This window comes from Terribacillus sp. AE2B 122 (assembly GCF_902497585.1).
GTDB classification, from domain to species: Bacteria; Bacillota; Bacilli; order Bacillales; family Amphibacillaceae; genus Terribacillus; species Terribacillus saccharophilus_A.
Genome location: NZ_LR700942.1, coordinates 742,902 through 755,259 on the forward strand (window position 1 = coordinate 742,902; position 12,358 = coordinate 755,259).

Annotated in this window: 16 protein-coding genes; 2 read left to right on the forward strand and 14 right to left on the reverse strand. The window is 41.5% G+C overall.

The genetic code is table 11. The annotated features are described in order from the left end of the window. Window positions 1-64 precede the first annotated feature (64 nt). From AE2B122_RS03780 to AE2B122_RS03835, 12 genes are all read right to left on the reverse strand, one after another. Window positions 65-538 carry a CcdC family protein gene (locus tag AE2B122_RS03780; RefSeq protein ID WP_095217758.1) on the reverse strand — a complete coding sequence of 158 codons (474 nt, stop codon included), beginning with the start codon at window positions 536-538 and terminating at the stop codon, window positions 65-67. 29 nt (window positions 539-567) lie between these two features. After that, window positions 568-891, reverse strand: a complete 324-nt coding sequence (locus AE2B122_RS03785) for a response regulator (RefSeq protein ID WP_254593424.1) — start codon at window positions 889-891, stop codon at window positions 568-570. A 10-nt stretch (window positions 892-901) separates the two neighbouring features. Continuing rightward, window positions 902-1,375, reverse strand: a complete 474-nt coding sequence (locus AE2B122_RS03790; RefSeq protein WP_095218074.1) for a Na(+)/H(+) antiporter subunit B — start codon at window positions 1,373-1,375, stop codon at window positions 902-904. Between the two features lie 54 nt (window positions 1,376-1,429). Continuing rightward, window positions 1,430-2,125 carry a cytochrome c biogenesis CcdA family protein gene (locus AE2B122_RS03795; RefSeq protein WP_175073135.1) on the reverse strand — a complete coding sequence of 232 codons (696 nt, stop codon included), beginning with the start codon at window positions 2,123-2,125 and terminating at the stop codon, window positions 1,430-1,432. An 83-nt stretch (window positions 2,126-2,208) separates the two neighbouring features. Beyond that, complete coding sequence (locus AE2B122_RS03800; RefSeq protein ID WP_095217755.1) at window positions 2,209-2,622, reverse strand: YndM family protein; 414 nt, start codon at window positions 2,620-2,622, stop codon at window positions 2,209-2,211. 170 nt (window positions 2,623-2,792) lie between these two features. Beyond that, entirely contained in the window at window positions 2,793-3,542 is a 750-nt protein-coding gene (locus tag AE2B122_RS03805; protein WP_175073136.1) for a DNA polymerase beta superfamily protein, read from the reverse strand. Between the two features lie 171 nt (window positions 3,543-3,713). Then, on the reverse strand, window positions 3,714-5,135 hold the full coding sequence (locus AE2B122_RS03810; RefSeq protein WP_175073137.1) for a serine hydrolase: 1,422 nt from the start codon (window positions 5,133-5,135) through the stop codon (window positions 3,714-3,716). A gap of 385 nt (window positions 5,136-5,520) precedes the next feature. Next, a complete protein-coding gene (locus AE2B122_RS03815; RefSeq protein ID WP_038560474.1) occupies window positions 5,521-5,742 on the reverse strand; it encodes a YneF family protein in 222 nt (73 codons plus the stop codon). 43 nt (window positions 5,743-5,785) lie between these two features. Then, complete coding sequence (sirA, locus tag AE2B122_RS03820; RefSeq protein ID WP_175073138.1) at window positions 5,786-6,184, reverse strand: sporulation inhibitor of replication protein SirA; 399 nt, start codon at window positions 6,182-6,184, stop codon at window positions 5,786-5,788. A gap of 158 nt (window positions 6,185-6,342) precedes the next feature. Then, the gene (tkt, locus tag AE2B122_RS03825; protein WP_095217751.1) at window positions 6,343-8,346 is read right to left on the reverse strand and encodes a transketolase; all 2,004 of its coding nucleotides are present in this window, start codon (window positions 8,344-8,346) and stop codon (window positions 6,343-6,345) included. A 126-nt stretch (window positions 8,347-8,472) separates the two neighbouring features. Continuing rightward, a complete protein-coding gene (locus AE2B122_RS03830; protein WP_038560464.1) occupies window positions 8,473-8,697 on the reverse strand; it encodes a DUF896 domain-containing protein in 225 nt (74 codons plus the stop codon). A 41-nt stretch (window positions 8,698-8,738) separates the two neighbouring features. Then, on the reverse strand, window positions 8,739-9,398 hold the full coding sequence (locus tag AE2B122_RS03835) for a recombinase family protein (RefSeq protein WP_095217749.1): 660 nt from the start codon (window positions 9,396-9,398) through the stop codon (window positions 8,739-8,741). A 283-nt stretch (window positions 9,399-9,681) separates the two neighbouring features. Here AE2B122_RS03835 and lexA point away from each other — a divergent pair, with 283 nt between their 5' ends. Further along, the gene (gene lexA / locus AE2B122_RS03840) at window positions 9,682-10,311 is read left to right on the forward strand and encodes a transcriptional repressor LexA (protein WP_095230270.1); all 630 of its coding nucleotides are present in this window, start codon (window positions 9,682-9,684) and stop codon (window positions 10,309-10,311) included. 286 nt (window positions 10,312-10,597) lie between these two features. On the opposite strand, the gene AE2B122_RS03845 is transcribed toward lexA, so the two are convergent. Then, a complete protein-coding gene (locus tag AE2B122_RS03845) occupies window positions 10,598-10,984 on the reverse strand; it encodes a hypothetical protein (RefSeq protein ID WP_095261168.1) in 387 nt (128 codons plus the stop codon). A gap of 187 nt (window positions 10,985-11,171) precedes the next feature. On the opposite strand from AE2B122_RS03845, the gene AE2B122_RS03850 reads away from it, so the two are divergent. Then, on the forward strand, window positions 11,172-11,393 hold the full coding sequence (locus AE2B122_RS03850) for a DUF2188 domain-containing protein (RefSeq protein WP_175073139.1): 222 nt from the start codon (window positions 11,172-11,174) through the stop codon (window positions 11,391-11,393). A gap of 85 nt (window positions 11,394-11,478) precedes the next feature. On the opposite strand, the gene AE2B122_RS03855 is transcribed toward AE2B122_RS03850, so the two are convergent. Next, window positions 11,479-12,237: an SDR family oxidoreductase gene (locus AE2B122_RS03855; protein ID WP_095217745.1), complete on the reverse strand. Its 759-nt coding sequence runs from the start codon at window positions 12,235-12,237 to the stop codon at window positions 11,479-11,481. Window positions 12,238-12,358: the final 121 nt, after the last annotated feature.

Sequence of the window (12,358 nt, forward strand, 5' to 3'; positions counted from 1 at the left end):
GTATAGACAAAATCATTATATGAAAAAAGACCTTCTTACTTGGAAGAAAGTCTTTTGACAACCATCAGGTGATTTGTAAGCGTCTCTCAAGCCGTTTGTACTTCCAAAACATCGCAATCCGCCAGGAAACAATCATACCGAATGCAAGCAGGAAGAACACACCGCCCATCTCCCCGATTTCAATCGTCTGACCGATAGCAACCTTCAACAAGACCCGAACAAACACGAGTCCAACAATGATTACTGCGAATGCTTTTGATGGCTTGAGAAAAATCTGTTCGTCCCGTACCTCAAAATTAGAGGTTAAAATCAAAAGACTAGAGAAAATAATCCCAGCTCCGATTGAGAACCATACTTCCCACCATGGCACACGGAACACTGGAAAAAGAAACATTAACGCACCAGTACTCATGAACAACGGCGGCAAAATGATCTTCTTCGCCGTCACCGGTCTGGCAGCTGCTCGCATTCGAACCATTGCAACAGCCAGACCCATACATGCAACCAGGATAGTACTAATGATAACAGGTAATGTCATACCCTTACCTTCTTTCAATTTACATTTCTTTAATTGAGAATGCGTTCTACTGTCTCTATAACCCTTGCATCTTCGAATGGCTTCGTAATGAAGTCCTTCGCGCCAAGCTCGATCGCTTGCATGACAATACGCTGCTGCCCCATGGCAGAGCACATGATCACTTTTGCATTTGGATCCTGCGTGATAATCTCTTTTAATGCTGCAAGCCCATCCATGTGCGGCATTGTAATATCCATAAAGACGATGTCAGGCTCAGTTTTCCGAAATTGCGAAACAGCTTCGTGTCCGTCAGCTGCTTCTCCGACAATTTCATAATTATTTTCGGTAAGCAGGCCACTCAATGTTTTCCGCATGAATTTTGCATCATCTACTATTAGTATCTTTGCCACTTACATTCTCCTCACTGCTTGAACGATCTTGTGCGATTGACAGAATGATCGTCAGAGCTATACCAACAACGGTAAGATAGACCCCTAGATCAAAAAACGTCGCTGTAGCCAATTCCAGCTCGCCTAATACAGGCAAGTGGATATACGTAAACGTATGGCTCAGAAATGGCTGTCCAAATAGGAATGAACCTACACTAGTCAGGATAGCGATAAGCACACCTGTTATTGTCAAAATACGATAGTTGATTGGCAAGATCTTGCTGACCGTCTTCATGCCATAAGCCATATACATAAGCACAAGAGCAGCAGCAGTCCCAAGTCCTCCTATGAAGCCTCCACCCGGAGAATTATGGCCTGAAAAGAACAGATAGACCGAAAATCCGAGCAACAGAAAAGAGATGAGCACGGTTGTTGTTTTGAAAATAAGATTATTCGGTGAAAATTCCACATTCGACACCCTTTCCTTACATATTCTAAACTACTTCTCTCCTTTTTTCACGATTTAAAAACCGTAAAAGGAGAAAAAACTGGCTAGATAAGAAGTAATCTTTGTCGTTAGATCAAATAAAAGCAGAACACCTATCAGAATCAGGAAATATCCACTTATTTCATGGAGGATTTTTCCGGTTCTTTTTAATTTTTGCAAACGTGATCCAAAGAATCCCCAAATAAAGAAAGGAATACTGAAGCCTAATACATAAGCTGTCATAAGCGGAACAGCCCCGAGCGGCTGCAGTGCAGCGCTAGTCATGATGCCCGCTAAGATAGGACCCGTACAAGGCGTCCATCCCATTGCAAAGGAGAGACCAATCAGAAGCGACCCAGTATATCCAGGTGGCCTGCTTTTAAAACGAAGCAAGGTTTTAGATGTCTGCCACCTTCTTCCTAGCAACCCTATCTGCAAAGCACCCAGCATTATCAGAATGATTCCCCCGAAAACTCGTATGTACGACTGATATGTAAAAAGCCATTCAGATAATGCGAGTGCACTGTAGCCAAGCAGCAAAAAGATCGATGAAAAGCCAATCAGGAAGAAAATCGTATGCAGAAACCATCCGGAAGCATGCTTTTCTTTTTCAGGTGAGCTTGGATTGACACCTGCTAAATAAGACAGGAATGCTGGATAAAGAGGAAGTACACATGGTGAAAGAAAGGAAAGGAATCCAGCAGTTACAGCCAGCAATATGGTCACTTCCATGAGAATCCCTCCTGTTAAAACACTTGTAAGCAAAAGGAATCCCTTAAGAGGGATTCCTAGCTTAGTCTACAATATAGCATAGTTTAGAACATACCAACAGTTTGTGCATTACGGTCCTTAATTACACGATTATTAACATACCGATGGAAAACCCACTCACCGATCCCGATAACGACAGTAGCTATCAGAGATGCTAGGATTACATTATTATCAGGTTCCAGCAAAGCACTTCCAAGTGCCCATAACACAATAAAAGTCAGAACCGCATCACTCACCGTCGCAATAGCATTCCGCTTTGGATAATCTCCGTTCGGCTTACTTCGATCTCCAGACCTGCTTAAAACAAGCAAATCACCAATTACGTAGGCTGCCAGTGTTAAGACAGCGCTCATAATCAGCACAGCCCCTACTCCTGCATCGAAAATAAGGGTGAAAACAACCAATAAAACAGCCAGAATCATGATGAACTTAATCAATAGTGCTTTCACATGTTTCATTTTGTTCACTCCTTTTTTCTTTCAAATACCATTATCACTGCAGTTTTAAACCTATTTGTTTGTATTTAAAGTGTTGCCAGCTTCATATGTTTCATACCTTGGCTTTCATTAAGAGGCTTATCCATTAAGGATCATCAACGCTGTTTTGGTATCATAATTTTTATAATTCTTCATCTAATTTCTATCGCTGAAGAATTAATCCTAACTAAAAGCTGATTTATTGCATTATAATCCGGCTTGTCAGGAAGTGGTGAATGCTCTGCTGCTTGTTTAAGATCACTATCTAACGACTCTATAAGCTCTTCAGCTTCACCAAAGGAATATTTACCATTTCTACAGTCGAGCAAAAAGCTGCGATTTGGTCTGTGTGTGCTAAAGTCACCTGTCTTCAATATCTCAATAGCGCTTGTCAGCAGCCTCACACTATGCATAAAGAACTTCGTGTCATATCCATAAAGATCAATCAAGTCTTGTCTGCCGGATCTGCTATCATTCCTCTGCTTAAGCTTTTGAATCTGAGAGTTAGCATATCCTCCGAACTTCTTTTGTATTTCTCTCGAAAGGAATAGATGCCGATTATCTATTAATTGCTGTCCCAAGTCTGTTTTTTTTATGTACTGCTCGTTGTTCAAGAATAATATCTCAATATTATTTGGCACACCGACCATAGCATCCTTCACAAACTTTGTAATATGTATAATATTAATATCAACGTCATCTTTCGTATTTTTAAAGTTCTTGCCGCCACTGCTGTTATATTCATTGAATGATTCCAATCCTAAGAAGTAACTCACTGGCGGGATGCATATTCCTTTATAGTCTTTATCCGAGTCCTCCGTATTCGTACCGTAGGCATAGCTTCCTGTTGGAGCTAGAATGATGGTTCTTTCTTCAAGCCATTCATAAACACTGGATTGCATCTCTTTACCCCTCTCCCTCCTCTATCAATAATTAGTGTTATCAAAATATGCACATTAAAAACTTATGATCAATCTATACTTAATCTCATTCCACATAAAAAATGGAAATTAAACACCAAAGAAACCATTTTTCCCGCTAAATCTCTCAGCAGAAAAAGTGGTTCCTGGATTTTATTTCTCTATCTTTGGAATCTGGCGTAATACAAATTCAATGCGATGAATCTTCTTGTCGTTATCTCTCACAAACCGAATCGTAGAATCCATTTCTCTTATGGTAAGTAAAAACTGATCATCTCCAATAGGGTCAAGTACTACAACAGGCATTCCAGCGGTTGCTAGATGCAGCCTTCCATCCTCTACATAAAATTCATTCATCATACCGTCACCTGATATGAAAGTACCCTCGTATTCCTTTAAACTTTCAAGAGATAAGTCTACAGTCCCCACGTTTAAGTGTGATGCATCGATGTTTTTGTCCAAATGCTGTGTGGAAAATGCGCTGAAAAGCAGTTTCGAAGATGGTGCCCCAGCTAAGTTTGCAAGAGATATTCCCGTTAGATCAAGTTCAGGCAGGATATTCATTTGAGCCGTTACCCCTTTAATATCTCCGCCATGATGAATAAGTTTATATCCAAAGAAATCTGGAATGACTGTTAAACCGTAACCATAAAAACTCCCATGCGCACATTTTATGTGTGGTGTTGTCATTAACTCCACACTTTCAGGGGACAGAATACGTGTACGACCAACCTCTCCGCTGTTCCGAATAATTTCTGTAAACTTGAGCATGTCAGTTACTGTCGATTTTAAAAATCCTGCTGCACGCATTGCTGGAGCGTCCCAAGGATTATTGGATCGGAATACAATTTCTTCGCCATCTTGCACTCGCATGTCATATAAAACAGCTGTATCTTTATAGTCATTCTTATATTGAAAACCACTGTTATGCATACCAGCAGGCTCTAAAATATTTTCTTGCACATATTGTTCGTATGGCATACCACTTACCCGTTCGATTATTGCACCTAAAAGGGCATAGGCATCATTGGAATAACTGAATTCAGTTCCTGGCTCTCCAAGAAGTGTAAATTCTGTATTTGCGATAGAATCCATTAAATTTGCGTATGTATCAATTTCAGGAATCGCATCCAAAGGACTACCTTGTTGCTGCTCTCCCCCGAATTTCGGGTCCTTTTCCATACTTTTCTTAACAGCGGCTATTAAAGTAGGTAGTGGCGGCAGACCTGATGTATGTGTCAAAAAATGGTGAATCGTCATTTGTTTTGTTTGCACTTCATTTGATGTCTTGAATTCTGGCAAATACTTGGTGACAGGATGTTTGACCGACAGATTTCTTTTCTCTTGTAATTGAAGTATGGCAGTAGCTGTAAACGCCTTTGTTATGGAACCAACTCCAAAAACCGTATCTGCTGATAATGGTAGTTCGGCTTCCATGTCACGATGTCCAAACTCTTTCTTATAACTCAATTCACCATCCTTGGCTAATCCAATCGCAAAACCAGGTACTTTGTATTTTTTTAAAATTTCATTGCTGTATCGTTCGAAATCTCTGACTCCTGTTTCTTGTTTCATGAGTTGAACCCTTCTCTCTTTTCTGTATCTAGGTTCATTTTAAGCAATTCAGGTTGATTTTCCATCGTTCCATAGAATGGAACTCTCTAAGACTTCAGACTGATATTTTGACAAAGACTTTAGTGATTTAATACCTCTCTTTTCTGACTGACAGGAAAATATAAAGGTGTTTATATTTCTCTTCTTGTTCATCATAGTTTTCTTAGTTTAATCTCGTGTGTGACATGATGAAGCTTTATTAAACAACAAAAAACCACTCATTCTACTTAGTATTAAGCAGAAAAAGTGGTTCCTGGATTTTAATTACTACTATCAGCAATCATATCCCTTGTTTGCAATGCCAAATCGCCAACTTGAAACGTCAAAGCTATATAGAAATAATTGCTTATTTACCTTGTTGGTTATTCATTGCGCGCATCATTTGGTTAATTTTCTTTTGTGATGGTTTTTGACCCATTTGCATCATCATTGTACGAAGCATCTGTTCATTAATTGGCGGGTTCTTCTTAAGATAGTTCATCATGTACTTTCTGGCAATGAAAAATCCTAGCGCAACGCCGATAATCAATGCAGCCAGTGCTATAAGTACGACCCAGATCGGACTCATATTGGCTTCCTCCTTCAAAATATCTCTAATCTAGTATAGACAATCAAAAGGAAGAATACAATAGATGAACCCGTGATTGTAAGTCATTTTTTATGATAGGCGCAATCCAGCCACAGTTGTTCGCTGCTGGCTCAATAATAAAAAAGGAAGAATCGAAGTGGCGGAGCTCTGAGAAGACCGTTTCTTCGGCAGTCGTCAAGGAATCACAGACCACCCGAAGATAGTGCTGATCCGTCTCTAAATGGACGCTATCGTCTTGATAAAGCGCTTGCTGAAGTGACGCTCCAGGAGAAAAATCATAAGTGATATAATCTAGCTGCTCCTTCACATATACGGTATCCTCCACTTGACTGGAGAGGAAAAAACGATAGAGGATATCGGACTTATAAAAATATCGGAAATAAATCTCGTGTTTCACCCAATAGACGAAGTATTCTTTCATAAGCTTGTCCCTCCTTCTCCTTTGAAAGAATAGTATACGTGAGGAACGATGCTTAATCCCTCGGAACATGTAGCAAAGAGACACGAAGTTGCAAAAGTTTAGTCGAATTTTGTCATATTAGAAAAAGACCGGCCATATTCTACGGCCGGCCTTTCACATTAATCCAATATGGATTTTACTTTTTCAATTACATTCTCAACAGTAAAGCCGAAAGCTTCGATCAATTTATCTCCGTTGCCAGAGGCACCGAATGTGTTAATGCCGATTACTTTGCCTTCATCGCCAACATATCTTTCCCAGCCTAGCGGAGAAGCCATTTCAATACCAACACGTTTCTTCACTGCTGGAGGCAGGACGCTATCCTTATAGGATTGCTCTTGAAGCTCGAAACGGTCCCAAGAAGGCATGCTGACAACAGAAGCCTCAATGTTCTGTTCACGAAGTGCTTCTTGTGCACGTACAGCCAATTGCACTTCTGAGCCAGTTGCAAGAAGCAAGACGTCGGCTGTTTCCTTCTGAGCAGGGCTTACAACGTATGCCCCCTTCTTAACGCCTTCATACGCAGCTTGCTGCGTGGATGGCAGTGTAGGAAGATCCTGACGCGTCAATACAAGCGCAGTTGGAACCTTTTCAGACTCAAGTGATAGTCTCCAAGCAGCTTGCGTTTCATTACCGTCTGCTGGACGGACAACACTCAAACCTGGCATTGCACGAAGAGATGGAAGCTGTTCGATCGGTTCATGCGTTGGGCCATCTTCTCCAACTGCAATAGAATCATGTGTCAGTACGTATGTCACAGGTGTTCCCATCAATGCAGACAAACGGATAGCCGGTCGCAAGTAGTCACTGAAGACGAAGAATGTACCGCCGTACACTTTCAATCCGCCATGAAGTGCCATACCGTTTAATGCAGCTCCCATTGCGAATTCGCGCACACCGAACCAGATATTGCGTCCGCTATAGTTCGCTTTAGAGAAGTTCTCTTCTTTAGCAAGCAAGGTTTTATTCGAACCTGCAAGGTCAGCACTTCCGCCGAACAAGCTAGGCACAGCATCTGCGATTGCATTCAATACTTTACCAGAAGCAGAGCGAGTAGCAGTCTTGTCTTTACCCTCTTCATACGTTGGAAGCGTATCTGCCCATCCTTCTGGCAACTCTCCCTTGATTGCAGTAGCCAGTTCTTTTGCAAGCTCAGGGTGAGCTTCTTCGTACTTCGCAAATAGCTCGTTCCAAGCATTTTCTGCTTCAGCGCCGTTTTTAACGACTTTCTCTTCAAAGTCAGCATAAACTTCATCTGGAACGTAGAAGTCTTCATGCTTCCACTTGTAATATTCCTTCGTGAGCTTCACTTCATCCACACCTAGTGGTGAGCCATGAGAAGCACTTTTAGCTGATTTGTTCGGAGAACCATATCCGATAACTGTTTTTACTTCTATCAAAGTTGGCTGTGTTGTATTTGCTTTTGCTTCTTTGATTGCTTCGCGAATTGCGTCTACATTTTTACCTTCTTCGACACGGATAACTTGCCAGCCATAAGCTTTGAAGCGATCCTCTACATTTTCAGAGAAGCTGTGGTGAAGATCACCATCAAGAGAAATATCATTGGAATCATACAGGACGATCAGCTTGTCCAAGCCAAGATGACCTGCAAGGGAAGCTGTTTCGTGTGAAATACCTTCCATTAAGTCACCATCACCACAAATTGCATATGTGTAGTGATCTACGACAGGAAAGTCTTCTTTATTATACTTCGCAGCAAGATGTGCCTCTGCCATCGCCATGCCGGTAGCCATCGCGATACCTTGTCCAAGCGGACCTGTAGTTGCTTCTACACCATCGGTATGGTGGACTTCCGGATGTCCAGGTGTACGGGATCCGTACTGACGGAAGGATTTCAAATCATCGATGGATACTTTGTATCCAGACAAATGCAAGAGGGAATACAATAGCATGGAACCATGTCCAGCAGACAATACGAAACGGTCCCTGTTGAACCAATGGGAATTCTTCGGATTGTGAGCCATGAAATCGGTGAAAAGCGTATAAGCCATCGGCGCTGCACCCATCGGCATACCTGGGTGGCCGGAATTCGCTGCTTCTATTGCATCGATTGATAACGTACGAATTGTATTAATGGAAAGCAATTCTGTAGTCTGAACCATGTAAACATCCCTTTCATCTAGCAAATTATGTACTCTTGTTCATCCTATACAAAAATCCTCAGATTAACAAGGATTTATATATAGAAAAAGAAGGGAAAGGCTGTGCATATAGCCAGCCGTCCCTTCTTATTTCTCATCACGTAATTGTTTTACTTTTTCTGGTGTAACGTCATTGCCTTCACGATCCATAACCGTCATCGACTTGAACTGGTTTTTGAATGAAGAACGTACATTTCCCAGATATTCCTGTCTTAGTTCTTTTTGCTCTTTCTGTTCGCTAAGGCTGAGTCCTTCTGCCTTCGCTTTATTTGCTAACGCATTTAGGCGTGCTAATTTATCTTTAGTTAACATGTGTATATGCTCCTTTAAGCATTAGAGTTAATATACCTATGTTACCCGCTAGCGTCTTCCGATTCAAGCGAAAGATACTCCTGGTACCTTCTATGTACGGTCGCCTTTGATACATTAAAGCCCATACCGCGCAGAACAGAGCTGATTTCCTGGAAAGTAAGCTTATTGTTTCGCAGCCTGATCACTTCTTGTATCGGAAAGTCAATCCGCTCCCTGCCAGGTGCCGCCTGCTGGTTGCTCAAATTCTTACTTGGATCATATCCGGCCTCGATTGCCCTTCTCATACCTCGTTTGATTTTCATATTATGAATCTTTCGCTGATACTCCTCGACAATACCAACGATCTGGAGCACCATACCATCTGATTCCGAAAGCTGGAATTCACCGTGCTGGCTTAACGTATACACCTTGACCTCTAGCTTCTGAAGATGATGGAACAAGGCGATCTTCGTATTGCCTCTTCCTAGCCTCGTTTCATCCTGAATGAGGAGACAATCCGCTTCACGTGCTGTAAACACATCCAGCATGCGAAAAATTCCCGGACGTTCGATCTCATAACCGCTCTGTTTCTCTTCGATGATATCGATAACCTCTATGTCGGAAGACGCAGCAAGCCTGATGAGCTCTTCACGCTGACGCTCAATCGAGCTAGCTTGCTCGTCCTTTTCTGTACTTACTCTGCAATAGATGACTGCTTTCATTGATGTACCCTCTCACTTCGACTAATTAGACGCTCATTATAAGTGTAAAGTATAAGAAGAAAAGCGTGAAGCCGAAAAGCACATAATAGAATAGATCTGATTTCGCTAGTTTTTTGAACATGGTAGACCCCTCCGTTTTCAAGAACATGCGTTCTCTTTGTTAATTCCATTATATACGAACATAGGTTCTAGTCAAGACCTTTTTTCGAACGGATGTTTGTATATTGCAATCTATCATGGTATACTGTATGTAATAAAAATATATGCACGGGGTGTTCGATACATGATAAAACTATCGAAAAGACAGGAAGCGATTCTAGCATACATAAAGGAGCAGGTACTCGATAAAGGCTACCCGCCTTCCGTTAGAGAAATCGGCGAAGCAGTTGGATTGGCCTCAAGCTCTACCGTTCACGGCCATCTTTCTCGTTTAGAGAAAAAAGGTCTTATCCGTCGCGACCCAACAAAGCCGCGCGCTATCGAGGTATTATCATTTGATAGTGAAGAACAAACAGATATTCCTCGAGGTGAGGCAAACTACGCTCCGGTAATCGGAAAAGTAACAGCTGGTATTCCAATTACAGCAGTGGAGAATATAGAAGAATATGTCCCTGTACCTAGCCATCTAGTAGGACCGGACGATAATATTTTTGTTTTGGTTATTGTAGGAGAGAGTATGATAGAAGCCGGTATTCTAGATGGAGACATGGTCATCGTCAAACAGCAGCAGACCGCTCAAAATGGAGAGATTGTTGTAGCGATGACAGAGGACAATGAAGCAACAGTGAAACGTTTCTTCAAGGAAGAAAACCAGATCCGACTGCAGCCAGAAAACAGTACGATGGATCCTATCATTTTGGATAATGTTAGTATTCTTGGTAAAGTAATCGGTTTATATCGTTCCATTCAGTAAAAAATCGGCTCCGGCCGGTTTTTTTTCATAGAATTTACATACTTTTTGCCTTCTTTCGACATAATTTTTGGGTATATTAGATTATGCTATTACCAAAAGCTAGAAAGCAGGTGGTTTTGTGAAGCTGTTTTACAAGCTCTTCTGCAAGTTGCGAGGCCGACATAAGATTGATAGTGTTACTGATTCGTGTAAATGTGGATATACAAGAAGCCACCGTAGAGAACAACACAGTATGGATGATTATTATCTTAAAGAACGTTAAAAACGGTATAAATAAGGAGCTTGCCTAGACGGCAAGCTCCTCTTGTATGCTTTTATATTGTTTCATCGCTAAATTAAGAGCCTCGAGCAGAATACCTGGCGTGGCTTTCTCGTATGTCTCCCCTAACAGGCGCTTGGCACCATCCAGAATTCGCTGGTTCCCCATTAAAGCTAACAATTCATGTCCTTTTACTAAAATATCGTCAATGAAGACATCTCTGTAATCCTTGGAGTTTGTTACGACGCCTGAAATGAATCCTTCCTGCAGCAGCACTTCCGCATGATGTACGACATCGTATGGTGTGCACGTTCCTAATTCGCAGCGGTATTCTCTTGCTTTCGTTCCTTGGAGTTGGTCTGCTTCTAACTGTCCCAGTATTTCATGAAATAATGTAACGCGTAGTTTTGGCATGTGATCTCCTCCTTGTTATAGTTCAATTATTTCACATATTAGTTATGAATCCATCGAAAGGTTTGTACATTATTTCACAAATAAGTGACAAGTTAAGAAACAGATATGTTTAATTTCTCATCGTTTGCATTAAACAGGGCTACTATGTGGTATAGACACTATAAGTACTTTTATTGGAGGTGAAACAATGTCAAACTATCACACTGTACCAGACAGAAATAACAGCTGGCAGGTTAAAAAAGAAGGAGCAAAACGTGCTTCAGGAAGCTTTGACACGCAAAAAGAAGCGATGGATTATGGGAAGAAATTAGCTAAGCAGAATAAAGGTGAACATGTCATTCACGGCAGGGACAGGAGAATTCGTGAGCGGGATTCTTATGGCAATGATCCATTTCCTCCAAGGGGCTGAACTTGCAGTAAGCTGTTGGATTTAGATACTTATAGAAAAATAACAAAACCTGAAATCAGTTTCAGGTTTTGTTATACAAGCTCGATTAATATGCAATCCATCCCGCATCAGCCGCAATTACTTGCCCATTTACGAAGCTTGATTCATCAGAACCTAAAAATAGAGCCAGTTGAGCAATTTCAGCTGGTTTTCCAACACGCGGCATTGTTCCATTACCAGTCATTTGGCGCCCAGCTCCAAATTCGGAAATATTAGTCATAGATGCACTTATGTTAGTCTCGACACCACCTGGAGCAATACCGTTACACCGGATACCAGATTGAGCATACATATAAGCTGTATTTTTCGTCAATCCAGTTACCGCGTGTTTTGAAGCTGTGTATGCTGCCCCTGCTCGCGCCCCGCGCAACCCGCCTGCTGATATATTGTTTACGATTACGCCATGGCCTTGTTCCAAGAAGATGTTCGTAGCAATCCGCATCGCTCGCATAACACCAGTAGTGTTAACAGCAAAGACGCGTTCCCATTTCTCATCCGTAATCTCCCCCACCGGCTCCATTCCATCCATGATACCCGCATTGTTAACCAAAATGTCTAATTTACCAAACGCTTCCTTTGTTTCTGCGAATAATTGTTCTAAGTCCGCTGACTCAGCAACGTTTGTACGATTCGCGATTGCTGCTCCACCCTTCTTCTTGATAGCCTCAGCAACTGCTTGGGCGCCTTCAAAATTAAAGTCTGAAACAACTACTTTTGCTCCTTCTTTTGCATAAAGCTCTGCTATTGCCTTCCCCATCCCAGAGGCCGCTCCTGTAACGATTGCTACTTTATCTCTTAATCTCATATCATCCATCCCCTATAGTTAATGTACATTTGTTCGATAAAATAATAATATAGAATTGTAACCGCATTCAATCAGCAAAAAAAATCAAATTGTACGATATAGTACAAATACTTAAAAAGTG

Bases quoted from the DNA above. Each gene is read 5' to 3' on its own strand.
- AE2B122_RS03780 (WP_095217758.1), bottom strand. From the start codon at position 538: ATGACATTACCTGTTATCATTAGTACTATCCTGGTTGCATGTATGGGT.
- AE2B122_RS03785 (WP_254593424.1), bottom strand. From the start codon at position 891: ATGCGGAAAACATTGAGTGGCCTGCTTACCGAAAATAATTATGAAATT.
- AE2B122_RS03795 (WP_175073135.1), bottom strand. From the start codon at position 2,125: ATGGAAGTGACCATATTGCTGGCTGTAACTGCTGGATTCCTTTCCTTT.
- AE2B122_RS03800 (WP_095217755.1), bottom strand. From the start codon at position 2,622: ATGAAACATGTGAAAGCACTATTGATTAAGTTCATCATGATTCTGGCT.
- AE2B122_RS03805 (WP_175073136.1), bottom strand. From the start codon at position 3,542: ATGCAATCCAGTGTTTATGAATGGCTTGAAGAAAGAACCATCATTCTA.
- AE2B122_RS03810 (WP_175073137.1), bottom strand. From the start codon at position 5,135: ATGAAACAAGAAACAGGAGTCAGAGATTTCGAACGATACAGCAATGAA.
- AE2B122_RS03815 (WP_038560474.1), bottom strand. From the start codon at position 5,742: ATGAGTCCGATCTGGGTCGTACTTATAGCACTGGCTGCATTGATTATC.
- sirA (WP_175073138.1), bottom strand. From the start codon at position 6,184: ATGAAAGAATACTTCGTCTATTGGGTGAAACACGAGATTTATTTCCGA.
- tkt (WP_095217751.1), bottom strand. From the start codon at position 8,346: ATGGTTCAGACTACAGAATTGCTTTCCATTAATACAATTCGTACGTTA.
- AE2B122_RS03830 (WP_038560464.1), bottom strand. From the start codon at position 8,697: ATGTTAACTAAAGATAAATTAGCACGCCTAAATGCGTTAGCAAATAAA.
- AE2B122_RS03835 (WP_095217749.1), bottom strand. From the start codon at position 9,398: ATGAAAGCAGTCATCTATTGCAGAGTAAGTACAGAAAAGGACGAGCAA.
- lexA (WP_095230270.1), top strand. From the start codon at position 9,682: ATGATAAAACTATCGAAAAGACAGGAAGCGATTCTAGCATACATAAAG.
- AE2B122_RS03845 (WP_095261168.1), bottom strand. From the start codon at position 10,984: ATGCCAAAACTACGCGTTACATTATTTCATGAAATACTGGGACAGTTA.
- AE2B122_RS03850 (WP_175073139.1), top strand. From the start codon at position 11,172: ATGTCAAACTATCACACTGTACCAGACAGAAATAACAGCTGGCAGGTT.
- AE2B122_RS03855 (WP_095217745.1), bottom strand. From the start codon at position 12,237: ATGAGATTAAGAGATAAAGTAGCAATCGTTACAGGAGCGGCCTCTGGG.